Here is a 25966-nt window from a genome sequence, read left to right as displayed (position 1 = left end):
CCGGGGAGGCGGCACCCCTAGCCAGGTGGCACCGGTAGCGGAGGAGAATCCACCTTCGGGAGGACGCAGGAGCCGGAATTCATCCTCCCCCAGCGAGTTCTCCTCCCCTAGCGCCGCGGGGCGCCCGGCGCGCAGCGCGCAGCGCGCGACGCAGCGGAGGAGAATGCACCTTCGGGAGGACGCAGGAGGACGAGTCCGTCCTCCCCTAGCGAGTTCTCCTCCCCTAGCGCCGGGCGCTCGACCGCAGCGGCGCCGCGGCGCGTCAGCCCGCAGCGGCGGCCGGGGCGTCAGCTCGCGGCAAGCCGGCGCGCGTCAACCCACCGGTTCGGCGGTTTCGCGCGCGGCGCGCCCCGACGAACGCACCGCCCCGATGCTCGCCGCGATCACCAGGGCGATACCCACCAGTTCGAGCCACGACAGGTGCTGGCCGAGCAACACGAACCCGGCGATCGATGCCGTGGCAGGGGCGAGCGACATCAAGATCGCGAAGGCCGCGGCGGGCAGCCGGCGCAACGCAACGAGCTCGAGCGCGTACGGAATGGTTGACGACAGCAGCGCCACGCCCGCTCCGAGCGCGATGATGTCCCACCGCAGGAGGGCGGTGCCGGCATCCCAGATCCCGAACGGCAATGCGATCAGCGCGCCGACGGCCATCGCCAGGGCCAACCCGTCAAGCCGCGGAAACTGCGTACCTACGCGCGCCGAGGCCAGAATGTAGAACGCCCAACTCGCCGCGGCGCCCAGCGCGAACAGCACGCCGAGGGGATCCAGTCGGTCCCACCCGCCGCCGGCAAGCGCGACCACACCCGCAAGGGCGAGCAGCGCCCACAGCCACGCCGACGCCCGGCGGCTCGCCACAATCGACAGAACCAGCGGCCCGAGCACCTCGATCGTCACCGTCACCCCGAGCGGCAGGCGCTCGAGCGCCAGGTAGAACAGCCCGTTCATGATCGCCAGCACCGCGCCGAACTCGACCACGCTCCGCCACGCCGCCCGCGAGTGCCCGACCAGGCGCGGGCGCGCGATCAGCAACAGCACCACGGCCGAGAACACCAGCCGCAGCATGACCATGCCCAGCGGGCCCACTTCGGGGAACAGCAGCACCGCGAGCGATGCGCCGATTTCTTGGCACGACAGCCCGACGACCACCAGGACGACGGCGGCCGACGGCGCTCGTGTCACTCGGCCGGAGCTTTACAGATGGCCGCGTCGGCGATGTCTTCGGCGTACTGCTCGGCCGTCCAGGGCAGCCCGGCTTCGGGCGCCGTCTGGCCCGACGCGGCCGGCGCCTTCGACGCGATGGCCGCGAGTTCCCACGCCAGGTTTCGCGCGAATGTGGCTCCGACGGCCGAGTTGTTGAGGACGACGGCCACCGCGAGCCCGGTGTCGGGGTCGGCGAACGCTGCGGTCAGATACCCGGGAACGGAGCCGTATTGACCGATCAGCGAGCCGGCCTGATACGCGCCGCCGGTCGTCGTGAACCACGAAGCGCTCTTCGCGCTGACGGGCTTCGGGTCGGTGAAACGGTCGTACTCGTCCGCGACGAGAGCTCCGGATGCCAGGGCCTGGGCATACCGGCCGAGGTCGGTGATGTTGACTACCGCGCCGGCATCGGTGAAGCCGCTGCTCGTCGAGAGCGACGTGATGTCAAGCGGAGCCGCGCAGTCCCACTCGCCGTCGACCTTGCGCGAGACGAGCCCGGGAAGAACATCGTCGCCGTATGCGGCGCTGCCGAGTCCGGTCGCCTCGAGCGAGAGGGGCTGACTGATGTACTCGTCGAAGAGGTCAGCGGCGCTCTTGCGCGTGATGTGCTCGAGCGCGAGGCCGAGCAGCACGTACCCGGTGTCGGAGCTGGAGTAGATCTCGCCCGGCCCCGACTTGCGTTCCTTGCCGAGACCGAATGCAGCGAGCTCCATCGGCTTCCACACGCGCTCGGGGTTGTTCAGCCACATCGAGCTCACGGTGCTCTCGAACGAGCCGACGCCCGAGGTGCTGTCGCACAACTGCTGCAGCGTCACCTCTGCGAGGTCGGGCACGCCGGCGACGTACTCGCTCACGCTGTCGTCGAGCGAGGCCAGCCCGTCGTCGACCACGCCGTACAGCACGTCGCAGGTCATCGCTCGGGTGATCTTCCCGGCGCGGAACTGCATCTCAGGGGTGACGGCGGCCCCGCCATCGACCTGGGAGGTACCGAGGCCTGCAACCCATTCACCGCTCCACGGCGCCCACACGCCGACGATCGCGCCGGGTGAGCCGGAGTGCACCATCGCGTCGGTGACAGCAGTCTGCAGGGCTTCGGCCGTGGCATCCGGAAATGCCTGATCAACCTGTTCGGGGATGTCGATGGTGACCGGGGCGCTGGCGGAGCAGCCGACGAGTCCGGCGCCGAGGGCGAGCACGGCAACGAGAGCACCGGCGACGCGTCGTCGTGTCGTGCGCAATCCCACAGCTCACCCCCCGGTGATTCACTCCGAACCAGCCTAACCGGCAAACCGGCAAGACCCCGCATGCATAGAGTGATGGCATGACGTTTGTGTTCGACGATGCCGTGGTCACCGCTGTGCTTGCACACATGAACGACGACCACACCGATGACAATCTGCTGATCGCACGCGCATTCGCGCCGTCGTTCACCGCGGTGACGTCGACCATGATCGGCTTCGACGGCGAGCGGGGCCAGTGGCGCATCGCCACCGACGAGGGCGAAGAGCACACGATCGAGGTGCCCTGGCCCGGCGGAGCAATCAGCGAGCGCCCCGAAGTCCGTCGCGAGATCGTGGCGCTGTATGACGAAGCGTGCGCGCGCCTGAACATCACGCCGCGCCCGCACGCGTAACAAGCCGACGCGCACGCATCGGGGCGCGCCTGCGCGCCCCAGCCGCAAACCGCGCTAGGTTAGGCGATCCTAATCCTTTATCATGGGCGCATGAGCGACCCGATCCCGTTCTCGACCGCGCTACGCGAGCGTTCGAACGCAGCGCACTCGTCGAGCGAAACCGCCGGCTTCATGTCTGACCTCATGAAGGGCGAGGGCACCCGCGACGACTACGTCGCACTGGTCGCTCAGCACTGGTTCATCTACGAGGCGCTCGAGCGCACCGCGGGTCAGATGCGCAACGATCCCGTCGCGTCGGTCTTCATCTCTGACAAGCTCACGCGCCTTCCCGCGCTCGAGGCCGACCTCGAATTCCTCATCGGCCCCGACTGGCACGATCAGATCTCCCCACTGCCCACGACACAGCGCTACGTCGAACGCATCAACGAGGTCGGCGCGACGTGGGCGGGCGGCTTCGTCGCTCACCACTACACGCGCTACCTCGGCGACCTGTCGGGCGGTCAGTTCATCGGCCGCCTCATGGCGCGCCGCTTCGGCTTCGAGACCAACGGCATCGGCTTCTACCTCTTCGATGACATCGCTGACCCGAAGGCATTCAAGGACGTCTATCGAGAGCAGTTGGATGCCGCGCCCTGGGACGCCGCCGAACAAGAACGCGTCATCGACGAGGTGCTCTTGGCGTACCGCTTCAACACCGAGCTGTTCGAAGATCTCGCCGACGCGAAGGCCTCGCAGGTCGCCTGAGCCGGGACTGGTCGACCCGGCGCCTGTCCCGGGAACACTCGCGCCCGGCCAGCCCGCCGTCTTACCGCCCCGGCGCCAGCGCGCCGCTCAACCAGCGCTGCACGTCGGGGTCGACGCGGATGTCGCTCGGCCGCAGCGGCCGCGACAGGTACAGACCGTCGAGCGAAGTGAGCCGCGACAGCGCGACGTAGGTCTGCCCCGGCGCGAACGCGCCCGACCCCAGATCGATGACCGCGCGGTCATACGTCTTGCCCTGCGACTTGTGAATCGTCACCGCCCACGCCAGTCGTAGCGGGAACTGCGTGAACTCGGCCACCACATCGCGAGAGAGCGACTTCGACGCCGAGTTGTACGAGTAGCGGAATTTCTCCCACACGGCGGGTTCGACGTCGAACTCATCGCCGTCGACATCCACGCGCACCGACTCCCCCGCGATGCGCGTGACGGTTCCGATGGTGCCGTTGACGTAGCGCGGGGGCTCACCGAACTGACCCGTGTCGTTGCGCAGGAACATGACCTGCGCCCCCACTTTGAGCTTCAGTTCGAGGTCGGCCGGGTACGCGGCATCCCCTCGCCCGAAATCTCCGTTGACTTCGGCCACGGCGGTCTGCTCGCGCCCGACCAGTTCGTTCAGGTGGCGCCGATTAATGTTGTTGACGATGTCGTTGCGCGTGGCGAGGGTGATGATCGGATGCTCGCCGTCCGCCGGATCCGGGGGTGTGCGCGCACCGGTGTCGTTGAGCACCTGCGCAATGTCGGCGGTGACGCGCCCGTAGCGCACGGCGTTGAGCATGGCTTTGAACGCCGGGTCGGACTGCCGGTGGATGTCGACGAGCTCGCGCACGTTGAGGTGTGCGCCGTGGGCGCCGATGTCGAGGATGCCGTCACTCGCCGCCTGCCCGACCCAGACCTTCGCGTCGAAGAACCAGAACGAGCGATAGTGATCACGGATGTAGCGCAGCTCGTCGCCGCGCGGCGGGACCGGGGCGAGCTGGTACGGATCGCCGAACATCACGATCTGCACGCCGCCGAACGGCTCGGCGCGCCGACCGCGCGCTTGCCGCAGGGAACGGTCGATGGCGTCCATCAGGTCGGCATTCACCATCGAGATCTCGTCGATGACGAGTGTGTCGATCGCGTTGAGGATCTTGCGCACCGGGTCGGACTGCTCGAGCTGGCTGTCGGCGATGAGCCCGATCGGCAGGCGGAACAGCGAGTGGATCGTCTGGCCGTCCACGTTGAGCGCGGCCACACCCGTCGGCGCACACACGGCGATCTGCTTACTGGTGTTCCAGGCCAAGTGCTGCAGCAGGGTGGACTTGCCGGTGCCCGCGCGGCCCGTGACGAACACGTGCTCGTTGGTGTCCTCGATCAGGCGAAACAGTGCTTCCTGTTCGGCAGAGAGGGCGGGGGTGCTCACCGATTCATGTTAGCCACCAGATGTCGGCGCACAGCCATCGTGAAGCCTCGGGTTCCTAGACTGTGGGGGTGGACTCAGGGGTGGTGAAGGATCCCGCCGCAGATGCGCTCGCGCCTGCGGCTCCCGCAGAGAGCCCCAGATCGGATGCCACATCTGCCGGGCCTCAGGGCGCGGCATCCGGAACCCCCACGTCACCTCCGGCGAGCGGTCGCCGAGCGAAGCGACGGCTCGCGGTCGATCTGTCGATCCTCGCCGTGATCGGCGTCCTGCTGATTGCCGCTGTCGCCGCAGCATTCGGCGCAGTGCAGCGTGAACTGTATTCGCCGACCGCGTTCGTCGAGCGCTACTTGTCGTTGCTCGCCGATGGCAACGCCGCCGAGGCGCTGACCGTGCCCGGAGTCTCGGTGGCCTCGACCGACCTCGAGTCGGCCGACTTGCCCCCGACCGCGCACGACGCTCTGCTGCGTTCGAGCGCGATGGGGTCGCTGAGCGACGCGCACGTCATCTCTGAGGTACTCCACGGCGACGTGTACGAGGTCACGGTCGAGTACAAGGCCGGGCGTTACGAGGGCACATCGACGTTCGAGGTCATCCGCGAGGGCCAGGTGGGGATCGCCCCGACATGGCGCTTCGCGACGAGTCCGCTCGCGGTCTTGACGCTCGACGTGCGCGGCTCGACGACCTTCGACGTAAACGGATTCGCTCTCGATAAGCGACAGGTCTCCCCCGACGGTGCCGACGCCGACCCGGCTGATCCCGTCGATCTGCTGGTGTTCACACCCGGGCTGTACTCCGTTTCGGTGAACAGCGCGATTGCGTCGACCGCAGGCGTCGCGGTGCTCTCGGACGCCCCCTTCGCCGAAGTGCCGGTGCGCGTTCAGGCCCAGCCGACCGAGCAGTTCACCGAGGTCGTGCAGCAGCGGGTCGAAGAGTTCCTCACCACGTGCGCGACGCAAGAGGTGCTCCAGCCGACCGGGTGCCCGTTCGGCTACGTGGTCGAAGACCGCATCGTCGGCACGCCGAAGTGGTCGATCCTCGCCCAGCCGACGATCGAGCTCGTCCCCAACGGCGCGAACTGGAGCATCCCCGCCACCGACGCCGTCGCGGGAATCTCCGTCGACATCCAGTCACTCTTCGACGGCAGCATCACCGCGACCGAAGACGAGGTTCCGTTCCGGTTGACCGGCACCATCCGGGTCCTCGCGGACGGCAGCGTCACCATCGCGGTGAGCGGTACCGACACGCAGTGAGTCCGCGGCGCGGGCGATAGGCGCTGAGCCCGCGGGGCGGGCACCGCCTCAGCGACGCGCCGCCCGGGCATCCTTCTCCGCAAGCGCAGCGAGCTTGGCGTTGTACTCTTCGAGCTCGGCGTCGCCGGTGCGGTCGGCGTGGCGATCGCGGCGCTTCTGGTCGCGAGAGTCGCTGCGGCTCCACTGGATGGCGACCGTGATCGCGAGGATCAGCGTCGGGATCTCACCGATCGACCACGCGATGCCACCCCCGGCGCGCTGGTCTTCGAGCGGAGTCGCACCCCACGTGCGCCCCATCGAGCCGAACCATTCGGCGACCATGAGGCCCTCTTGCATCATGATCGCGATGCCGAAGAACGCGTGCATCGCCATGACACCGATGAGCAGCAGCAGGCGGCCCGGGTACGGCAGGCGATAGGGCACCGGATCGATGCCGATGAGGGTGAGGACGAACAGATACCCGGTGAGCAGGAAGTGCGCCGTCATCCACTCGTGGCCGAGGTGGTCGTACAGCGACCAGCGGAAGAGATCGGTGTAGTAGAAGATCCACAGCGACCCGACGAACAGCCCCGCCGCCACGAACGGGTTCGTGAGCACCCGCATGGCCGGCGAGTGCACGGCCCAGAGGATCCATTCGCGCCCGCCGCGAGTGCCGTCCTGGCGCTTACGGATCGCACGTGCGGCGAGAGTGACGGGGGCGCCGGCCACGAGCATCACCGGGATCGCCATCGTGAGCAGCATGTGCCCGATCATGTGGAAGCTGAAAAGGTACGCCTGGTAGACGTTCACCACGCCGCCGGTGACCCAGAACAGCATCGCCATGCCCAGCACCCACAGCACGGTGCGATAGATCGGCCAGGCGTCGCCGCGGCGGTGCAGGCGCCACACACCGGCGAGGTAGAAGAAGACGGCGAACGCGGAGATGAACGCCCACAGCCAGTCGATGTTCCACCCGATGATCCAGTCGATCGGGGTGGGCTCATCCGGCAGCGGTTGGTAGGTGAGGATCTCGGCCGGCGTCTGCACGAACGCGGGTTCTGCCCCCGGCGGAGGCGGCGTTCGTGCGAGCGCAGCAGCGGCACCGCTCGCGATACCCATGATCGCGAGTTCGCCCACGATCAGGATCCAGAAGATGCGGGATGCCGCGTCCTCGCGCAGCCGCGAGATCAGCCGGCCCCGGTACCAGGCGCCGAGGATGCCCAGCGCGACGAGCGCGACGACCTTCGCGATGAGGATCGCGCCGTAGGGCGACAGCAGGGCGTCCCACGAACGCAGACCGACGACCGCGCGGATCACACCCGACCCGGCGACGATCACGAACGCGGCGATCGCGATGCTCGAATACCGCGCGACCACGTCGGCGAGCGGGCCGCGTTTGAGCGCCGGGCGGACGACCACGAGCAGCAGCAGACCACCCAGCCACACGGCGGCGCCGATGATGTGCAAGATCGTCGCCGTCATGGCGATGTGGTGGTCGGCGGCGTCACCCGAGTGCCCCTGCGTGCCCATCGGGACGAGGCTCGCCAGGGCCAGGAGGGCGACGAAGAACGTGGCGGTCCACGAGCGGACGGCGAAGGTGAGCACGGTCAGGCCCGCGCCGGCGACCGTGGTGATCAGCCACGTGCGGCCCACCTCTGTGTCGACGAGGTAGCGGCCGAGCTGGGAACCGAACTCGGGGCCTGCGTTGATCTCAGGGTTGAACGCGTCGATGAACGTGAGGAACCCGGTCATCGCCGAGGCGATCGTGAAGATCGCGGCAGAGACGGATGCCGTATCCAACGCGATGTCGAACTCTCGCTCCCCCGCCTTCAGCGCGAACAGCGCCGTGACGAGCACACCCGCCATACCGGCGGCCGAGACGTTGACCATCAGTTTGGCGATCGGCAGGCCCCACCGCGCGAAGGGACCCGGGTCACCGATCGTGAGCGGGTCGGCGCCGCCACCGTAGGCGAGCGCGACGACCAGGGCGACGAGTGCGGCGGCGAGCAGTACCGCGGGGCCGAGGATGCGCAGCGCCGTGGCGGGGATACCTCGCTCGGCCGCTCCGCGCGCGGCGGGAGCGCCGCGATGAGTGGGCGTGCGAGTCACCCATTCAGCCTACGTCCCACCCGGCCCCACCCAGACCTCGTCAGAACCGGCCAAGCGCGAAAAGGGGGCACCGCGTGCGCGGTGCCCCCTTTTCGACTGGTGCGTCTTACTTGACGGCAGCCTTGAGCTTCGAGCCAGCGGTGACCTTGACGCGCTTGCCCGCGGGGATCTTGATCTCTTCACCGGTCTGCGGGTTGCGGCCCGTGCGTGCCGAGGTGGCAACCTGCTCGAACGAGATCCAGCCCGGGATCGCAACCTTGCTGCCCTTGGCGACGGCCTCCGAGACGGTGGCGAAGAGCGAGTCGAGCACGCCCGAAACGGCGGCCTGGCTCTGTCCGGTGGCGCTCGCGATGCTCGCGACGAGTTCGGTCTTGGTGATGGACTTGTCGGCCATGGGTATGTCCTCCAAAGGGGGCGGAATCGCCCGCTCATTGCATGGACCGGACGGCTGAGAGCCCCCCGGCTGGTCGGATCGACCGCCTCGACTATAGCCAGAAACCCGCGGAAAAACGCGGATTTCCGCGGGAATCGGCGCAATTCGTCGGCGTGTCGCGGTCCGCATGGGGTTTGTGGGACGCGTGAGGCGTTTGGTGGTATGCGAAAGGCCCGGAGTCACCGAGGACTCCGGGCCCTTCGAACGACGTATGTCGCGGGTGCTTACCAGCTCGACTTGGTCACGCCGGGCAGCTCGCCACGGTGTGCCATGTCACGGAAGCGGACACGCGAGATGCCGAACTTCGTGAGGACACCGCGGGGGCGGCCGTCGATGACGTCACGCGAACGCAGGCGAACCGGCGATGCGTTGCGGGGCAGCTTCTGCAGGCCCACGCGAGCGGCTTCGCGCTGCTCGTCGGTCGAGTTGGGGTCGACCAGAGCCTTCTTCAGCTCTGCACGCTTGGTGGCGTAGCGGTCGACGACTTCCTGGCGCTGCTGGTTGCGCGCGATCTTGCTCTTCTTAGCCATGGATCAGCGCTCCTCTCGGAATTCGACGTGCTTGCGGATGACCGGGTCGTACTTCTTCAGCACGATGCGGTCGGGGTTGTTGCGGCGGTTCTTGCGCGTGACGTAGGTGTAACCCGTGCCAGCGGTCGAGCGCAGCTTGATGATGGGACGTACGTCCTGTGCCTTCTTGGCCATTAGAGCTTCACACCCTTCGCCTGGAGGTCGCGAACGACTGCCTCGATACCGCGAGCGTCAATGACCTTGATGCCCTTTGCCGAGACGTTCAGCTTGATGCTGCGCCCCAGCGACGGAACGAAGTACGTCTTCTTCTGCACGTTCGGGTCGAAGCGGCGCTTCGTCCGGCGGTGCGAGTGCGAGATGTTGTGACCGAAGCCGGGAACTGCTCCAGTCACCTGGCACACTGCTGCCATAGTGATTTCTCCTTAATACCGTGAAGCCGGACGGCTCCACCCAAGATCCCTTGTCTGCATCCCGCACGACACACGACCGTTTCCGGTCAGTAAGAGGTGTGGGAGGCGTACTGCGTGCTGGAGTGCGCGCAGACAAAGAGTCAGTCTAGCACGCCCGGGCGTGTCGCCTTGACGGGGCCAGCGCCCCTCCCCCAGCGGAACGCCGAGACGGTCGGGTCGCCTGAGATCCAGAACCGCCACGGAAAAGCATCCGTACCCGCAACCCCTGCGACCCCCACCCGCGGGCCGCTCGCGATCGCCGGCGGCAGCGTGACGGCAAGGAGCAAGCGGGCGCTCGCCCCCGTGAGCACCTCGCCCGTGACCGCATCGATCCCGTCGTGCATCGGATGACGCAGGCCGACGGCAGACCCGACCCGCCCGGGTCCGCGTGCGAGGTCGCGTGAGGCGATGACACCGGATGCCCCTCTCGCGGCGCGTCGCCGTCGTGCCACATCGGCACCGCCGATGACCTCACCCGCGCGCAAGAGGACTCCGCCGGCGGTGCCGTCCGTCCCGCACACAACGTTGACGCACGAGTGTATGCCGTGACTGAGATATACGTACAGGTGCCCCGGCTCGCCCCACATCGTCGCATTGCGCGGGGTGGGTCCCATCCGGGCGTGAGAGCCCGGGTCCGGCACGTCGCCGGTCCCGAGGCCGTGGTACGCCTCTACCTCGGTCAGCCGCACCACCACCCTCTCGCCGTCCACCGTCGTTTCCAGCAGCGCACCCAACAGCATCGGTGCGACATCGACCGGCAGACCGACGAGCCGGTCGCGGGTCGCAGGCGTCCAGTCGCCGGCTACATCGGGGGAGTCTGGCACCACGAGATCGCCGATCCGGTCATCGCCACCACCTCGGCGCCGTCTGCGATCGAAACGATCCGGGTTTCGACCACCGACGGCAACGGCAGCTGGTACGTGTCGTAGGAGTTGTTCACCACGTCCGGCGCGATCATCAGCGCGGCATACCGCGCGCTGGGCGACGCGCAGACCTGCAGCAGTGCGTCCGTTGACGGCAACTCGAACAGCGGTGTCGTGGCGCCGTCGACGTCAACGTAGTCCACGGCGGTTCGGCCGGTCGGGGTGTCGCCCTCGAGCACGGCGCCGGCCCGCAGCGTTGTGCCGTCGGGCAGCGGGGTGACGCTCGTCACGAGGGGGAGCCCGGCATCGGCATCGACGAGCGGCGCTTCGCTCGCGTCGGTGAGGTCGATCGTCGTTCGCTGATCAACGCGCTCCACAATCGCGACGGTCGAGCCGCGGGCGATGCCTTCGATGCCGACCGCGGTCCCGAGGTTCGTCCCGTCGCCCCCGTCGCTGCCCTCGGTCGCGCCCAGCCCCTCGGAGCTTCCCAGCAGCAGCGTGCCGTCGAACGAAAGCAGCAGGATGCTGTCGGTATCGGGCACGAACCGCCAGTCGGCGATGCGTGGATCGGCGCCTTCGACGGTGATCGGCACGGGCGCGGCATCCGGATTCTTCAAAGATGCCGTAAAGAGCATACTTTCGCGGCCGGAGTCCTCAGACAGGCTCGCATCTGAGAACGTGTAGCCGATCAGCTCGCCACGATCGGCGCTCTGCAGGTTGGTGACGAACCCGTCGCCGGGCAAAGGGAGCTCGACCGGATTCTGTCCGTCGAGGTCGGTCATCAGCACGCGTGCGCGGTCGTCGTCGGTGCGCGTCGAGATCACGAGGTGGGTCGCGGTCGCCCGGAAGTCTTCGATGTGCGGGTCGGTGAATACGGCAACGGCGTTCTCTCCGCTGAGGTCGGTGCGGAAGATCGTGTCGCCGTTGGCGTCGCGTCGCATCAGGTGCACATCGATCGCCGGCGTCGTGAACGACTCGCTCACGCGCGTGGCCGGCCCGCCGCCGAACGCCGTCAGGCCATCGATGGTGATCGTGTACTCGGTGTCGTCCCACAGCGGCAGCGCGAAGCGCACGCCGACGCTGCGCCCTGAAGTATCGACAGCGAACGGTGCCGCCGGGTTGACGCTCACCTGCGAGGGATCGACCTCGGCGAGCGACTGCGACGTGGTGACGATGAGGCGTGAGCCGGATGCCGCCACCGCCGCCTCGGGATCGAGCTGCACGTCGGTGATGCGAGGGCCCTGCGTCACGTTCGCGGCCGCGCCCACGAGACCGAGGACCGCGAGCGCACCCACAACGATGGCGAAGGCGCGCACGAACGCGCGCCCCTGACGCTGCCGCGCGCGACCGCGGCGCGTCGACGGGGTGCCCGCGCGGCGTGAAGAATCAGAACTCATACGGGTTCTCGGGTTCGTCGATCGGTGTCACCGATGCGGCATCGACCGCGAGGCGTCCGTCAGAGCTTGCCCGCACGGTGCCGGTGATGGTGACCCACTGGCCGGTCTCGGGTGCGGCATCCACCCCCACCACCGGGAGGCTCGCGGGTTGGGCGTCGATGACGCAGTGGGTGATGACCAGTCGCGTCAGGTCGAATTCGCCGCCGTCGCCAGGCGTGACGAACCCCGTGAGTTCGACCTCGTCGCCGTCGAACGCGTCGGGGTTGGTAGCGGTCGCGAAGACGCTCGCCCATTCGCCGACGCCGAACGAGTCAGTGTCTCCGGTCGTGGCGAGCGCGACCGTGTCTTGCCCGGCGAACAGCGGAGCGGCGCCGGTATCGCGCGACATCGCAAGTTCGGCCGAGAGGGACGCCGGCGGGAGGACGAGAGTGAGAACGACGATTCCGGATGCCGCGACCCCGCCGACCGCGCTCGCAGCGATCGCGCCCGGGTGGCCTCGGTCATGGGCGACCGCCGGGGCGGGAGCATCCCCGTGGTCATGGCCGTGATCGGCTTCGGCGCCGAGCGGCAACGCGAACGACGCGATCGCGCCGACGAGCACGAAGATGGCCATCGAGACGGCGAACCATGTCGAGTCGGGGTTGATGTAGAGCCCGAGCCGATCGGTGAAAGCCAGGCTCAGGGTCACCACCGACAGGATCGACGCGAGGCCCACGCCGAGCCAGCGCGTGGCAAGAGAGTGCAGATCAGGCAACGAGGTTCACCACCGTTCCGATCGCGAATGCGGCAAGCACGACGACAACAACGATGCCAGCGAGCGTGCGGGTGGTGAAGGTCGTGCGCATCAGCGCCAGCATCTTCACGTCGACCAGCGGGCCCACAAGCAAGAACGCGACGATCGAGCCGGGTGTGAAGGTCGACGCGAACGAGAGCGCGAAGAACGAGTCGACGTTCGAGCAGATCGACACCACCATCGCCAGTGCGATCATCGCGACGATCGACAGAGCGGGGTTCGACCCGATCGCGAGGAGCGTTTCACGTGGAACGATCACCTGCACCAGCCCCGCGAGCCCCGAGCCGATGATGAGCGCTGGCATGACGGCACGCAGCTCGATCACGAACTGAGCGAGCGAGCGACGACCGCGACCGCCTGGCTCGTGAGTGACGAGCTCGCACGTGTCGCGAAACCGGTCGGTGAGCAGCGCGTCGGGGGAGGGATGCCGGCTGTACAGCCAACCGATGAGGTTGGCAATCGCGTACCCACCAAGGAGTCGAGCGACCAGGATGCCGTCGTCGAAGCCGAACGCTTGGTGTGTCGTGATGATCACGATCGGGTTGACGATGGGCGCCGCGATGAGGAAGGTCAGCGTCTCTGAAACGGTGAATCCACGCATGAGCAGACCGCGCGCGAACGGTACATTCCCGCATTCGCATACAGGGATCAGCATGCCGAGCAACGAGAGCACCGCGCGTCTCGCCCACGCTCGCCGTGGCATCCATCGCTCGATCACTCCGGGCGGGATCCAGACCTGCACCACGATCGACAGCGCCACACCGAGCGCCACGAAGGGGAGCGACTCGATCAGCACGCTGATCGATAGCGTCAGGGCGTCCTGTGCCCGCGTCGACAGCGGGTCGTCGAACAGCGCCGGCGCGAACGCGTCGATCGCGAACAGCCCCGCGATCACGGCCGCGCCGATCACCAGCGCGATGAAGGTGCGGCCGGTCGAAGACGAGGTCGCGGCGGGCCTCGTGTCAGTTCTCGACACGCGCGTCGCGGGCCTTTGCACAATTGGCGCACAGGCCGAAGATGTCGACGATGTGCTCGGCGTCGGTGAAGCCGTGGCTTTCGGCCGTCGTCCGCGCCCACTGCTCGACGGCGGTGGCTTCGATCTCGACCGCCGTGCCGCACGAGCGACAGATCAGGTGGTGGTGGTGACCACTACTCGTGCACGCGCGGTAGAGCGACTCGCCATCGGGACTCTGCAGCGAATCGGCGTCACCTTGAGCGGCGAGGCCCGCGAGGGCCCGGTAGACCGTCGCCAGGCCGATCCCGGTGTTCTCGTCGCGGAGCGTAGCGTGCAACGACTGGGCGCTCACGAATCCCGGCGCGTCAGCGAGCGCTTCGCGCACCCGCTCGCGCTGCCACGTGTTGCGCTGAGCCATGGGGGCGAGTCTACCGGCCATCCCGGAGGGCCTCGCTGGGAAGACCCGGGGCGCGCGGTGTCATACGCGCGAACGCGTCACGCGGTCGCGGCGAGCGCCGATCACGCGGCACACGATGTAGATCGCAAACGACAGGGTGGTGATGTAGGGGCTCACGGGAAGGGTGCCGGCGATCGCGAGGAGAATCCCGCCGACGGCCGAGACGAACCCGAACAGTGCCGCCAGCAGCGGGACGGCGAGGGGGCCGGATGCCACGCGCATGGCGGCTGCGGCGGGGGTGACGAGCAACGCCATGACGAGCAGAGCGCCAATGATGTGTACGGCCACGGCCACGGTCAGCCCGAGGAGCAGCATGAACGTCAGCGAGACCGCGGTGTTCGGCACACCGCGCGCGGCCGCGGATTGCGGGTCGAGCGAATCGAACCGCAGGGGCCGCCACACCAGAAGCAGGGCGATCAAGACGAAGGCGCTGATCACGATCAGCCAGCCGAGCTGGTCGGATTGCACTGACACGATCTGCCCGGTGAGCAGGCTGAAACTGCTCGCGCTGCGGCCGTCGTACAGCGCGAGAAACAGGATGCCGAGACCCAACCCGAACGGCATCAGCACGCCAATAATCGAGTTGCGATCGCGCGCGCGTGCGCCGAGCCATCCGATGATGGCCGCCGCAATCAGCGAACCGACGATCGAGCCCGTCACGACGTCGACGCCGATGAGCAGCGCGGCGGCGGCGCCGGCGAACGACAGCTCGCTGATGCCGTGGACGGCGAAGGCCATGTCGCGCTGGATGACGAAGACGCCGATCAGTCCGCCGACAAGCCCGAGAACGGCACCGGCCCACACCGAGTTCGACACGAGCGCGAAGATCTCGCCGTAGTACGGCAGTCCACCGAACATGGCGTCGGCGATGGCATCCCAGTTCACGAAGCACCCCCGTTCACAGGCTCGGCTCCTCGTCGTGGTGGTGATGATGCGTCTCTTCGGCGTCGGGCGCGCCGACCACGACGAGCCGGTGACCGGCGCGCAGCACGAACACCGGCACGCCATAGAGCGCGCTCAGCACCGTCGAGTTGAGCACCTCCTCGGGAGTGCCGAGGGTGAAGCGCCCGTGGGCGAGGTACAGGATGCGATCGACCTGGTGCAGCAGCGGATTGACATCGTGAGTGACGAGCAGCACCGCGGCATCCCGTTCGGTCCGATGGCGGTCGATGAGGGAGACCACCGCCTGCTGGTTCGCCATGTCGAGGCTGGTCAGGGGCTCGTCGCACAGCAACAGCCCCGGCTCGTCGGCGAGCGCCTGCCCGACGCGCAGTCGTTGCTGTTCGCCGCCCGAGAGCAGGCCCACCGGCCGATCGGCGAAAGCTGTGGCGCCGACGGCAGAGATCAACTCGTCGACGCGCTGCTTCTCACCGCGGCGCGGGATCGGCAGCCCGAAGCGATGCCCGCTCACGCCGAGGGCGACGAGGTCGCGACCGCGCAGCGCGGTGTCGCGGGGGAGAGGGCGCGACTGCGGAATGTAGCCGATCCCCCGGTTGCCCTTCGAAGCCACGCGCTGGCCGCGCACGGTGATCTCGCCCTCGCTCAGCTGCTCGAGGCCGAGAATCGCGCGCAACAGAGTCGTCTTGCCCGAGCCGCTCGGCCCGAGGATGGCGACGAGCTCACCCGCACGGACGGTGAGGTTGAGCCCCGACCACAGTTCGCGACCGCCGCGCCGCAACGCGGCATCCCGAATCTCGAGCGCGATGGGGGCGTCTGCCGGAATCTCGCGGTGCGTGTGAGGCTCGCCGAGGGGCAGCGGGCCCCCGCTCACTTCTCGAGCGCTGCCTGCAGCGCCACGATGTTGCTCTGCATCCACGAGATGTAAGTCTGGCCCTCGGGGAGCGTTTCTGAAAACGCCACGACGGGAATTCCCGCCGATTCGGCGTCGCTCACGACGCGCTCGGTCTCTGCTCCGCCGGTCTGCGTGTTGGTGACGACCACGCGAACATCGCCGTCCGCGATCAGGTCGAGCGCCTCGAGCAGGGTTGCGGGCGGGACGTCCTGACCCTCTTCGACGGCCTCGCTGAAAGCATCCGGAGTCACGTTCTCAAGGCCCGCTTCGGCCACCAGGTAGCCGGCGACGGGCTCAGTGAGAAACGCGTGCTCGTCGTCGTGGGCGTCGTCGATCTCGGCGAGCGAGGCCTCGAGGGCTTCGATCTCGGCGGCGAAGGCGTCGAAGTTCGCGGCGAACACGTCGGCGGCTTCGGGATCAAGTTCGGTCAGCTCATCGGCGATCGCTTCGGCGACGTGCACCATGGTGTGCGGGTCGTACCAGACGTGCTCGTTGAAGCCCTCGACGTGGCCGTGGTCGGCGTGGTCGTGGTCATCTTCGGCATGGTCGTCGTCTTCGTCGTCGCTGTGCTCATCCTCTGCGTCGTCGTGGCCGTCGTTCTCGGGCCAGTCGTGTGAGAACTCCACCGCGGTGATCACGTGCGCGTCGGTCTCGGTCGACTCGATGATCGCGTCCATGAAGCCGTCGTATCCGCCGCCGTTCTCGATCACGAGGTCGGCGTCCGACACGGTGAGCTGGTCGCGCGCGCTGGCTTCGAACGAGTGCGGGTCCTGCGCGGCGTTCGTGATGATCGACGTGACCTCGACGCTGTCGCCGCCGATCTCTTCAGCGATCTGCCCGTACACGTTGGTCGACGCGACGACCGTGATGACGTCGTCGCTCGCGTTTGCTGCCGTCTCGGTCGTGTCGGCGGCCGCCGCACATCCGGTAAGAGCGAGGGCGGATGCTGCGCCCAGGCCGAGCAGCGAAAGAGAGCGTGACGTGTTCATGCCCTCACTCTAACGCTATTGATAATCGTTCTCAAACTGAGAACAGAGCTGACCCACGCGGCGTTGGCGCCCGCGCGGACGGCTCAGTCCAGGAGGAGTGCGGGCTCTTCGAGGATGGATGCCACGTCCGCGATGAAACGGCTCATACCGTCTCCGTCGATGACGCGGTGATCGAACGAGCCCGACACGGTCGTCACGAACCGCGGGCGCACTTCACCGTCGACGACCCACGGCTTCTGGCGGATCGTGCCCATGGCGACGATTCCGGCCTCGCCGGGGTTGATGATCGGCGTGCCCGCGTCCATGCCGAACACCCCGATGTTGGTGATCGTGATCGTGCCGTTCTGCTGGTCCGCCACACTCGTCTTGCCGTCCCGCGCCGTCAGCACGAGCTTCTCCAGCGCACGGGCGAGATCACGCATCGAGAGGTCCTGCGCGTCCTTGATGTTCGGCACCAGCAGCCCCCGGGGCGTCGCGGCAGCAATCCCCAAGTTGACATAACGACGCATCGTGATCTGCGCGCCATCTTCGCCATCGACCCACGCGGCGTTGACCATCGGCGTGCGGCGGGCTGCCCAGATCACGGCTCGCGCCATGATGAGCAGCGGCGAGACCTTGACGTCGGCGAAGTCGGGCGAGGCCTTGAGGCGCTTCACCAGTTCCATGGTGCGCGTGGCATCCACGTCGGTCCAGACGCTCACGTGCGGCGCCGAGTACGCTGACTGCACCATCGCCGACGACGTCGCCTTGCGCACGCCCTTCACCGCGATCGTCTCTTCGCGGTCGCCGTTGCCGTTCTCACCCGGGACCGCCGAGCGCTCTGAGACTGCGGCGGGAGCGGCATCCGGCGCACTGACCGGCCGCGGAACCGGGATGGACTCTTCGCGCACCGTGCCCCACTCGGGCGTCTCAATGTTGCGGAACACACTCGCCTGCGACGCGTGCTTCAGGACGTCGTCGCGCGTGACCTCACCGGCTGCGCCGCTGGGCACGACACTCGCGAGATCGACGCCCAGATCGCGTGCGAGCTTGCGAATCGGGGGCTTGGCGATCACCCCGACCGACGCCGTCACACGCTCTTGCGCCGTTGCCGCCGGCTTCCGGCGCCGTGACTTCACCGCGCCACCGGTGCCGTAGCCGACCAGCACAGCGCCGCCGCCTTCGTCGGAATCGGCGGGCTCGCCGTGCTCACTCTGACCGATCGTGGCAGGTGCGGCATCCGCCCCCGACGCGATCGTGATGATCGGATGCCCGACGTTCACCGTCTCTCCCTCGGACACGAGGAGAGCGCCGACCGTGCCCGCGAAGGGCGACGGGAGCTCGACGAGCGACTTCGCCGTCTCGATCTCGACGAGGACGTCGTTGACGGCGACCGCATCGCCCGGCGCGACGCGCCACTGGACGATTTCGGCCTCGGTGAGACCTTCACCGACGTCGGGGAGGACGAAAGTCGATTCTGCGGGAGTGCTCATCGGTTCTCCTTGAACAGCGGGGTCGGACTCAATACGCCAGCGCGCGATCGACGGCTTCGAGAATGCGGTCAGCGTCGGGGAGGTACGTGCCCTCGAGCTTCGCGGGCGGGAAGGGCGTGTCGAAGCCCGACACACGGATCACCGGCGCTTCGAGCGCGTAGAACGCCTTCTCCATGACCGTCGCCGCGATCTCGCTGCCTACCGAGACGAATCCCGGGGCCTCTTGCGCGTACACCATGCGCCCGGTGCGACGCACCGAGTCGAGCACCGGCCCGTAGTCGACGGGCGACAGCGAGCGCACGTCGACGACCTCGCAGCTGGTGCCCTCGGACTCGGCGAGCGCGGCCGCCTGCAGGAGGGTCGTCACCATCGCGCCGTGCCCGACGAGCGTGACGTCGGTGCCGCGGCGCACCACGCGAGAGGCGTGCAGGTCGACGGCGCGGGCCGAAAGGTCGACCTCGCCCTTTTGCCAGTACTTCGCCTTCGGCTCGAGGAAGATGACCGGGTCGGGCGAGGCGATGGCATCCTGAATCATCCAGTACGCGTCATTCGCGGTCGATGGCGCCACCACACGCAATCCGGGAGTATGCGCAAAGTAGGTCTCGGGGCTCTCCTGGTGGTGCTCAACAGCTCCGATGTGCCCGCCGTAGGGAATGCGGATCACGACGGGCATCTGGAGGGCGCCCTCGTGGCGGTAGGTCAGCTTCGCCAGTTGCGTCGTGATCTGGTCGAACGCGGGAAAGACGAACCCGTCGAACTGGATCTCGACCACGGGGCGGAAGCCAGCCATGGCGAGCCCGATGGCCGTGCCCACGATCCCCGACTCCGCCAGGGGCGTGTCGAGCACGCGGCGATCGCCGAACTCAGCCTGCAACCCCTCGGTCACGCGGAACACGCCGCCGAGCTTGCCGATGTCTTCGCCCATAAGCAGCACGTGGTCATCGGCAGCCATCGCCGCGCGCAGGCCTGCGTTCAGCGCGCGGCTGAGGGGCATCGTCGTGACGTCACTCATTCGGCACCCCCTTCGAGGGTCTGCTCGTACGAAGCAAGCCACGCGCGCTGCTCGTCGATGCGCGGATGCGGTGCCGAGTAGACGTGGTCGAAGATCGCCGACTGCTCGAGTCCGCCCAGTTCGTTCGTGCGCACGCGGATGTCGTCTGCCACCGCGGCCGACTCGGCCTCGACGTCGGCGAAGAAAGCTTCCGTGGCGCCGCGCCCGAGCAGATACGCGCGCATGCGGGCGATGGGATCGCGGCGACGCCACGACTCTTCCTCTTCGCTCGAGCGGTACTTCGTCGGGTCGTCGCTGGTGGTGTGCGCGCCCATGCGGTAGGTCATCGCTTCGATGGCTCGCGGTCCCTCACCGGCGCGCGCCTCATCGAGGGCGCGGCGCGTGACGGCGTAGCTGGCGAGGACATCGTTGCCATCGAGCGGGATGCTCGGCATGCCGTACCCCTCACCGCGCTTGTACAGCGGGGCGGGTGACTGCGTGGCCACCGGCACCGAAATGGCCCACTGGTTGTTCTGCAGGAAGAAGACCTCGGGCGTGCGGTAACTGGCCGCGAAGACCATCGCTTCGTGCACGTCGCCCTGGCTGGATGCGCCGTCGCCGTAGTAGACGATGACGGCTTCATCGCGGTCGAGATCACCCGTGCCGCACCGGCCGTCGAACACCAGGCCCATGCCGAAGCCCGTCGCGTGCAGTGTCTGCGAACCGAGGACGAGCGTGTACAGGTGAGTGTTGCCGTTGCGGGGGTCGCTCGGATCCCACCCGCCATGCGTGAGCCCACGCATCACCCGCAGGATGTTGATCGGGTCAACACCACGAATGCGTGCGACCACGTGCTCGCGATACGACGGGAACAGGTGGTCCTGCGTACGTGCGGCGCGGGCCGAGCCGACCTGGGCAGCCTCTTGACCGTAGCTCGGCGGCCACAGCGCCAACTGACCCTGCCGCTGCAGGTTGGTGGCCTGCACGTCGAACGCTCGGATCACCGCCATATCGCGGTAGAGACCCTCGAGGTCAGAGTCGGTCAAACCGTCCACGAGGTCTCGGTACTGCTCTGCCGCATCCGTCGGGGCGAAGGACCCGTCGGGTGCCAGAAAGCGCACCAGTCCTGGCGCGTCAGGGGCCGCTGGGGCGTCGGTCGTCACCGCATCTGCAGACGTCACGATCCCTACGCTATCGTCGGCCAGAGTGCTCGGACGGGAGGTCATTCACAACGGATTCCGCGATTCGTAGGACAATCTCAACAGATTCCTCTTCGCCGACAGAGATCCGGATGCCGTCGCCCGCGAAGGGCCGGACGATCAGACCGCCCGCCTCGAACGCTGCCGCCGCGTCCATTGTTTCTGCGTACGTGGGCAACCAGACGAAGTTCCCCTGGGCGTCGGGGACGCGCCACCCGCGCTCGCGCAGGCCGGCGGCGAGGCGGTCGCGACGCTCGGCGATCACCGCGACGCGCGTCATCAGTTCGTCTTCGACATCGAGGCTCGCCAGCGCCGCCGCTTCTGCCTGACCGGTCACCGACAGCGGGATGCCCGTGCTGCGCGCGGCATCGAGGATGCGGTGGTGCCCAATCGCGTATCCGACGCGAAGTCCCGCGAGCCCCCATGCCTTGGAGAACGTCCGCAGCACCACGACGTTGGTGTGCGTGCCGCGCGCGAGAACGGCATCACCGCTGACGGCGCCGGGTGCGGTGACGAACTCGGCGTACGCCTCGTCGAGGATTACCAGCACGTCCGATGGCACACGCTCGACGAAAGCGTCGAACTCGTCCTGGGTGATGATCGGACCGGTCGGGTTGTTCGGCGTGCAGAGGATGACGGCGCGCGTGTGATCGGTGATCGCCTCGGCCATCGCCGGCAGGTCGTGCCGTGCGTCGTCGGTGAGCGGTACCTGCACGCCAACGGCTCCGGGGACGACGGTGAGCCAGGGGTACGCCTCGAACGAGCGCCACGCGTAGATGACCTCGTCGCCCGGGCCGGCAACCGCGAGCACCAGCTGGGCGAGGATCGACACGCTGCCCGCAGCGACGTGCACCTCGTCGGGAGTGACGCCGAAACGGTCAGCCAGGCGCGTGCGCAGCCGGGTGGCCGTGGCATCCGGATATCTGTTGACACTCGTCGTTTCGCTCAGCGCCTTCAGCACGCCCGGCAGCGGGTCGAACGGGTTCTCGTTGCTCGAGAGCTTGAAGGCATCGGCCCCGGCCTGGCGCCCCTGCTTGTACGCGGGGAGTGAGGCGATCTCAGGGCGGACGCGAACGGGGATGTCTGCGGCGTCGGTCACGAGAGGAGTCTACGAGTGCGACGTACGCCGCCGGCGATGAAGTAGTGCGTGAAGTCCGCGGCGCGTGCGAGACTATGCGCACTATGGGCTTCCTCATTCGCATCGTCGTCAACGCCTTCGCCATCTGGGTCGTCACCCTGATCCCCGCGTTGCAGGTCTCCGTCATCCCGTTCGCGCCGGGCCACACGCTGCAGATGGTGCTGACGCTGTTGCTCGTCGCGCTGATCTTCGCGCTCGTGAACACGATCATCGGCACTGTGATCAAGGTGCTCGCGTTCCCGCTGTACATCCTCACGCTCGGCCTGATCGGACTGCTGATCAACGCCTTCCTGCTGTGGCTGACCGGCTGGATCACCGAGTTCTGGGAGTTCGGTCTGCGCGTCGAGGACTTCTGGTGGGGCATCGTCGCGGCCATCGTGATCACGCTCATCAACTGGATCTTCGGCATCATCTTGCGACCGCAGGAGAAGAAGCGCTGACCGATCCGGGCCCGGCGGTCACGCGCGTCGCGGTGAATTCGGTCGCCTCGACGCTCACCGCCTGATTCAGTTCGTCGACCACCGTTTCCCACGCCGCGACGCGCGGGTCACCTGAGTCATCAACCAGTTCAGCCGTCTCGAGGTAGCTCTCCATCAGGTGGGCACGGAGCGCAAGGTCCTCCATGTCGGCCGCAGGGTGAGCCTCGCGTTCGGCGACGAAGCTTCCTGAAGCACCCACGGATTCCATGTGCCCGCCCCCGGCGAGCGCAGCGACGGGGTCATCGGTATGACGGATGCCGACACTCAGCGTCGACTCGGCCACATCGGCTTCGACCGGCGAGCCGAATGACACCAGGGATCGCGTGTCGTAGTCGCCCTCAAGTGCCAAGTGCGCCGTGATCATGGCGCCCTGCGAGTGCCCGAACGCGTGGACGATGTCACCCGGCTGTGCGCCGGCGGCGCGTAGCGCCTGCTCGGTCGCCTCATACGACGCAGAGCGGTGGCCGGTGTACAGCTCGGCGTTGGAACGCGAGTCCCATGGCTCGTCGCCGACTGCGGCCAGCGTTTTCGTCCCCGACACGTACACCGCGAAGCGCCGCGAACCGTCGGCCATCGTGTACTTCTCCACGCGCACCTGACTGCCCTGCCCGCTCGGGATGCGCTGGCCGGCGGCCGTCAGCGAGCCGGGCGCCGCCGTCACGGGTGCGCGCTTGGCCGTCAACGTGACCGGCGGCCCGCTGCCCTTGAGCACGGTGTCACGCGGGACGCGCCCCCATCCGCCGACACCGACGAGAATCGCGCCGCCGATGGCTGCGCCGCCCAGCGCCACGCCGCCAACCACGGTGCCCAGCATCTCTGGGCGCCCTTTCATCGCACCGGACTTCTCGAACAGGTCGCCGAGGTCGTGTCCACCCTCGGTCGCCTGACGCACGATGGCGCCGGGCCACAGCAACGTGCGCTCGGTGGTCGCCAGCATCGCCAGGCCGGGCGCGTCGGGGTACTCGGCCACGATCGCCTGACGCATGGCCTCGAGCCGTCCGATCTCTACGGCGTCACCCGCCGCCACAGCCGCGGCACGTGCCGCGTCGAGTTCGACCAGTTCGTACACGGCCGCCGCCGCGCGGAGGTTATCGCCGATCACCACACCCCGCGCCGCCGACGCGGCGCAGTGAGCGTCGAGCACCCGCAGGGCGTCGAGACAGCGCAACGCGTAGCCCGAAGAGAAGAACAGCGTGTTCTGCAGCGCGCCGATACGGTCGCGGATCTCGGCGATCTCGACGGCGACGGCATCGAACCCGCTCGCCGCCGAGTGCAGCGTCGCCGTGTCGACGGCGACCGCACCGCCACCCCGGATGTCGAGCTCACCGCTCACTCGCACCCCCACGCGAGAAACGCGGCGTAGTCGCGCTCTCGCCGTGCGGCCGCGGCTGCGTCTTCGAGCATGGCGAGCGCAGCGAAGAGCTCTGTCGCCCACTCGTCCACCGCGCGATCGAACTCTTCGGCGGCTTTCGACCTCCAGTGCACGACCGCGCGCATCGCGTTCGCACGCAACAGCATGTGGCACAGCGGCTGCGTGAGCGCCTCGAGCTCGCGGGCAACGATTGACAGCTGGCCATGGGCGTCCACGGCCGGCGGTGAACACGAAGAAGCGAACATGGCCCCATCGTGCGGCGCGCGGGGGCGCGGCATCCGGACACCAAGAGCATCTGTGGAAGATCGCCCGACAAGCCCGATTGGGGAGGAGCCATGCGCGCCCGCACGTAATCACTCGATGAATCGGCGCCGATCGGGCCAGAATGGGCATCATGACCGCGCGCGCGCCCGAGCCCTTTCGCGTCGTCTTCGTCTGCACCGGCAACATCTGCCGCTCTCCGATGGCCGACGTCGTCTTTCGTCAGATCACGTATGCCGCAGGCCTGGCCGGCCGCGTGCTGTCGACCAGTGCGGGCACGGGCGACTGGCACGTGGGTGAGCGCGCCGACCATCGCACCATCGACGCCCTCGATCGCGCGGGCTACGACGGTTCGGCCCACCGCGCCCGTCAGTTCGCGCACGGAGACTTCTCGCACAACGATCTGGTGATCGCCCTCGACCGCTCGCACGAACGCATCCTGCGCGAATGGGCCCGCACCGAGGGCGACGCCGACAAGATCGCACTGCTGCTGTCGTTCGATCCCGCGGCGCAGACCCTCGACGTTCCCGACCCCTACTACGCGGGCCCCGAGATGTTCGACGAGGTGCTCGGTATGATCGAAAGCGCGAGCCGGTCCCTCTTCCGGCAGCTCGAACCCGCGATTCGCGCGACGCCCTGACGCCGCCGGTCGCCCCATGCGCCTTGGGAGCATCGTGACTTCTCTCCCCCCTCAGCCCCTCAGCCCCCTCGACGGCCGGTACCAAGCCGCCGTCGGCGAACTGGCCGACTACCTCTCTGAAGCGGGCCTCAACCGTGCCCGCGTCGAGGTCGAGGTCGAGTGGCTGATCGCCCTCACCGACCGCGCGCTGTTCGGCACCTCGCCGCTCGCGCCCGACGACAAGGCGCGGCTGCGCGAGCTGTACCTTAAGTTCGGCCAGGACGACATCGACTGGCTGGCCGCGAAAGAAGCGGTCACCCGGCACGATGTGAAGGCCGTCGAGTATCTCGTGCGCGACCGCCTCTCGACACTCGGCCTCGACGCCATCGCCGAGCTCACCCACTTTGCGTGCACGAGCGAAGACATCAACTCCACCGCGTACGCGCTCACGGTGCAGCGGGCGATCGAGCGTGTCTGGCTACCGAAGCTCGACGCGGTGATCACGAAGCTCGGTGCCCTCGCAGTTCAGCACCGGGATGCCGCGATGCTGTCGCGCACGCACGGGCAGCCGGCTACCCCCTCCACCATGGGGAAAGAGCTGGGTGTCTTCGCGTGGCGCCTCGAGCGCGTCGCGAAGCAGATCGCCGGGGGCGAGTATCTGGCGAAGTTCTCCGGTGCGACCGGCACCTGGTCGGCACACTTGGCCGCAGAGCCCGATGTGGATTGGCCGTCGCTGTCGCGCTCGTTCATCGAAGACCTGGGCCTCGGGTTCAACGTCTTCACCACGCAGATCGAGTCCCACGACTGGCAGGTGGAGCTTTACGATCGCGTGCGGCACGCCGGCGGCATCCTGCACAACCTCGCGACCGACATCTGGACGTACATCTCGATCGGGTTCTTCACGCAGATTCCCGTCGCCGGTGCCACCGGTTCGTCGACCATGCCCCACAAGATCAACCCGATCCGCTTCGAGAACGCCGAGGCGAACCTCGAGATCTCGGGTGGGCTACTCGCGACGCTGTCGCAGACCCTCGTGACCTCACGCATGCAGCGCGACCTGACCGACTCGACGACGCAGCGCAACATCGGCGTCGCGCTCGGGCACTCGCTGCTCGCTCTCGACAACCTCACGCGCGGTCTCGGCGAGATCTCGCTGGCCGAAGACGTGCTGCTGGCCGACCTCGACGCGAACTGGGAGGTCCTCGCCGAGGCGATCCAGACCGTGGTGCGCGCTGAGATCGCTGCCGGTCGCTCGCAGATCACCGACCCCTACGCGCTGCTCAAGGACCTCACGCGCGGTCGCCGCGTCGGCGGCCCTGAGCTCGCCGAGTTCGTGCGCGGGCTCGACATCGGCGACGCCGCCAAGGAGCGCCTGCTCGCCCTCACGCCCGCCGGCTACACCGGCCTCGCGTCGCAGCTGGTCGACGAACTGGGCTGAT

At 68.0% G+C, this 25966-nt stretch carries 28 protein-coding genes; 6 read left to right on the top strand and 22 right to left on the bottom strand.

The genetic code is table 11. The features are described from left to right. Nucleotides 1–312: 312 nt before the first annotated feature. A complete protein-coding gene (locus tag ON062_RS07030; protein ID WP_274646425.1) occupies nt 313–1182 on the bottom strand; it encodes a DMT family transporter in 870 nt (289 codons plus the stop codon). Continuing rightward, the gene (locus ON062_RS07025) at nt 1179–2447 is read right to left on the bottom strand and encodes a serine hydrolase (protein WP_274646424.1); all 1269 of its coding nucleotides are present in this window, start codon (nt 2445–2447) and stop codon (nt 1179–1181) included. Before ON062_RS07025 ends, ON062_RS07030 begins: the two co-directional genes overlap by 4 nt. Before the next feature lie 77 nt (nt 2448–2524). Here ON062_RS07025 and ON062_RS07020 point away from each other — a divergent pair, with 77 nt between their 5' ends. Next, entirely contained in the window at nt 2525–2836 is a 312-nt protein-coding gene (locus tag ON062_RS07020; protein WP_274646423.1) for a DUF2470 domain-containing protein, read from the top strand. A 90-nt stretch (nt 2837–2926) separates the two neighbouring features. Then, entirely contained in the window at nt 2927–3580 is a 654-nt protein-coding gene (locus ON062_RS07015) for a heme oxygenase (biliverdin-producing) (protein ID WP_274646422.1), read from the top strand. Nucleotides 3581–3641: 61 nt separating this feature from the next. On the opposite strand, the gene ON062_RS07010 is transcribed toward ON062_RS07015, so the two are convergent. After that, nucleotides 3642–5000, bottom strand: a complete 1359-nt coding sequence (locus ON062_RS07010) for an ATP-dependent RecD-like DNA helicase (protein ID WP_274646421.1) — start codon at nt 4998–5000, stop codon at nt 3642–3644. A 68-nt stretch (nt 5001–5068) separates the two neighbouring features. Between ON062_RS07010 and ON062_RS07005 the strand changes: the two genes are divergently transcribed. After that, nucleotides 5069–6250: a hypothetical protein gene (locus ON062_RS07005; protein WP_274646420.1), complete on the top strand. Its 1182-nt coding sequence runs from the start codon at nt 5069–5071 to the stop codon at nt 6248–6250. Between the two features lie 48 nt (nt 6251–6298). On the opposite strand, the gene ON062_RS07000 is transcribed toward ON062_RS07005, so the two are convergent. The 17 genes from ON062_RS07000 to ON062_RS06920 form a co-directional block, all read right to left on the bottom strand. Then, a complete protein-coding gene (locus ON062_RS07000) occupies nt 6299–8278 on the bottom strand; it encodes a cytochrome c oxidase assembly protein (RefSeq protein ID WP_274646669.1) in 1980 nt (659 codons plus the stop codon). A gap of 166 nt (nt 8279–8444) precedes the next feature. Continuing rightward, nucleotides 8445–8732 carry an HU family DNA-binding protein gene (locus tag ON062_RS06995; protein ID WP_274646419.1) on the bottom strand — a complete coding sequence of 96 codons (288 nt, stop codon included), beginning with the start codon at nt 8730–8732 and terminating at the stop codon, nt 8445–8447. A 263-nt stretch (nt 8733–8995) separates the two neighbouring features. Then, nucleotides 8996–9301: a 30S ribosomal protein S14 gene (rpsN, locus tag ON062_RS06990; protein ID WP_274646418.1), complete on the bottom strand. Its 306-nt coding sequence runs from the start codon at nt 9299–9301 to the stop codon at nt 8996–8998. A gap of 3 nt (nt 9302–9304) precedes the next feature. Continuing rightward, nucleotides 9305–9475: a 50S ribosomal protein L33 gene (gene rpmG / locus ON062_RS06985; RefSeq protein WP_005051772.1), complete on the bottom strand. Its 171-nt coding sequence runs from the start codon at nt 9473–9475 to the stop codon at nt 9305–9307. Continuing rightward, a complete protein-coding gene (rpmB, locus tag ON062_RS06980) occupies nt 9475–9711 on the bottom strand; it encodes a 50S ribosomal protein L28 (protein ID WP_116195225.1) in 237 nt (78 codons plus the stop codon). Before rpmB ends, rpmG begins: the two co-directional genes overlap by 1 nt. 140 nt (nt 9712–9851) lie before the next feature. Then, on the bottom strand, nt 9852–10574 hold the full coding sequence (locus ON062_RS06975) for a DNA-3-methyladenine glycosylase (RefSeq protein WP_274646417.1): 723 nt from the start codon (nt 10572–10574) through the stop codon (nt 9852–9854). After that, the gene (locus ON062_RS06970; RefSeq protein ID WP_274646416.1) at nt 10553–12010 is read right to left on the bottom strand and encodes a hypothetical protein; all 1458 of its coding nucleotides are present in this window, start codon (nt 12008–12010) and stop codon (nt 10553–10555) included. Before ON062_RS06970 ends, ON062_RS06975 begins: the two co-directional genes overlap by 22 nt. Further along, nucleotides 12000–12764: a TIGR03943 family protein gene (locus ON062_RS06965; RefSeq protein ID WP_274646415.1), complete on the bottom strand. Its 765-nt coding sequence runs from the start codon at nt 12762–12764 to the stop codon at nt 12000–12002. The genes ON062_RS06970 and ON062_RS06965 overlap by 11 nt, the downstream gene beginning before the upstream one ends. Continuing rightward, nucleotides 12757–13686 (bottom strand): permease, encoded by a 930-nt coding sequence (locus ON062_RS06960; RefSeq protein ID WP_274646668.1) that lies wholly within the window; start codon nt 13684–13686, stop codon nt 12757–12759. The genes ON062_RS06965 and ON062_RS06960 overlap by 8 nt, the downstream gene beginning before the upstream one ends. Nucleotides 13687–13765: 79 nt before the next feature. Next, nucleotides 13766–14176, bottom strand: a complete 411-nt coding sequence (locus tag ON062_RS06955; RefSeq protein WP_274646414.1) for a Fur family transcriptional regulator — start codon at nt 14174–14176, stop codon at nt 13766–13768. A gap of 60 nt (nt 14177–14236) precedes the next feature. Continuing rightward, a complete protein-coding gene (locus tag ON062_RS06950; protein ID WP_274646413.1) occupies nt 14237–15100 on the bottom strand; it encodes a metal ABC transporter permease in 864 nt (287 codons plus the stop codon). Between the two features lie 13 nt (nt 15101–15113). Beyond that, the gene (locus ON062_RS06945; protein ID WP_274646667.1) at nt 15114–15938 is read right to left on the bottom strand and encodes a metal ABC transporter ATP-binding protein; all 825 of its coding nucleotides are present in this window, start codon (nt 15936–15938) and stop codon (nt 15114–15116) included. A 44-nt stretch (nt 15939–15982) separates the two neighbouring features. Then, nucleotides 15983–16996 (bottom strand): metal ABC transporter solute-binding protein, Zn/Mn family, encoded by a 1014-nt coding sequence (locus ON062_RS06940; protein WP_274646412.1) that lies wholly within the window; start codon nt 16994–16996, stop codon nt 15983–15985. Between the two features lie 83 nt (nt 16997–17079). Further along, nucleotides 17080–18468: a dihydrolipoamide acetyltransferase family protein gene (locus ON062_RS06935; protein WP_274646411.1), complete on the bottom strand. Its 1389-nt coding sequence runs from the start codon at nt 18466–18468 to the stop codon at nt 17080–17082. A gap of 28 nt (nt 18469–18496) precedes the next feature. Next, nucleotides 18497–19480 (bottom strand): alpha-ketoacid dehydrogenase subunit beta, encoded by a 984-nt coding sequence (locus ON062_RS06930; RefSeq protein WP_274646410.1) that lies wholly within the window; start codon nt 19478–19480, stop codon nt 18497–18499. After that, nucleotides 19477–20640, bottom strand: a complete 1164-nt coding sequence (locus ON062_RS06925) for a thiamine pyrophosphate-dependent dehydrogenase E1 component subunit alpha (protein ID WP_274646409.1) — start codon at nt 20638–20640, stop codon at nt 19477–19479. The genes ON062_RS06930 and ON062_RS06925 overlap by 4 nt, the downstream gene beginning before the upstream one ends. 10 nt (nt 20641–20650) lie before the next feature. Continuing rightward, nucleotides 20651–21757, bottom strand: coding sequence for a histidinol-phosphate transaminase (locus ON062_RS06920; RefSeq protein WP_274646408.1), 1107 nt, complete (start codon nt 21755–21757; stop codon nt 20651–20653). Between the two features lie 83 nt (nt 21758–21840). Here ON062_RS06920 and ON062_RS06915 point away from each other — a divergent pair, with 83 nt between their 5' ends. Continuing rightward, nucleotides 21841–22236 carry a phage holin family protein gene (locus ON062_RS06915; RefSeq protein ID WP_274646407.1) on the top strand — a complete coding sequence of 132 codons (396 nt, stop codon included), beginning with the start codon at nt 21841–21843 and terminating at the stop codon, nt 22234–22236. On the opposite strand, the gene ON062_RS06910 is transcribed toward ON062_RS06915, so the two are convergent. Next, a complete protein-coding gene (locus ON062_RS06910; protein ID WP_274646406.1) occupies nt 22205–23608 on the bottom strand; it encodes a hypothetical protein in 1404 nt (467 codons plus the stop codon). The genes ON062_RS06915 and ON062_RS06910 overlap by 32 nt on opposite strands. After that, entirely contained in the window at nt 23605–23892 is a 288-nt protein-coding gene (locus tag ON062_RS06905) for a hypothetical protein (protein ID WP_274646405.1), read from the bottom strand. Before ON062_RS06905 ends, ON062_RS06910 begins: the two co-directional genes overlap by 4 nt. A 149-nt stretch (nt 23893–24041) precedes the next feature. Here ON062_RS06905 and ON062_RS06900 point away from each other — a divergent pair, with 149 nt between their 5' ends. Continuing rightward, complete coding sequence (locus tag ON062_RS06900; RefSeq protein WP_274646404.1) at nt 24042–24548, top strand: low molecular weight protein-tyrosine-phosphatase; 507 nt, start codon at nt 24042–24044, stop codon at nt 24546–24548. 34 nt (nt 24549–24582) lie between these two features. Further along, the gene (gene purB / locus ON062_RS06895; protein ID WP_274646403.1) at nt 24583–25965 is read left to right on the top strand and encodes an adenylosuccinate lyase; all 1383 of its coding nucleotides are present in this window, start codon (nt 24583–24585) and stop codon (nt 25963–25965) included. The last annotated feature ends 1 nt before the right edge of the window (nt 25966 follow it).

Source organism: Microbacterium sp. C7(2022) (assembly GCF_028823665.1).
Classification (GTDB): domain Bacteria; phylum Actinomycetota; class Actinomycetes; order Actinomycetales; family Microbacteriaceae; genus Microbacterium.
The sequence above is the reverse complement of the archived record's forward strand: the minus strand, read 5'-3'. Positions and strand labels throughout refer to the sequence as shown.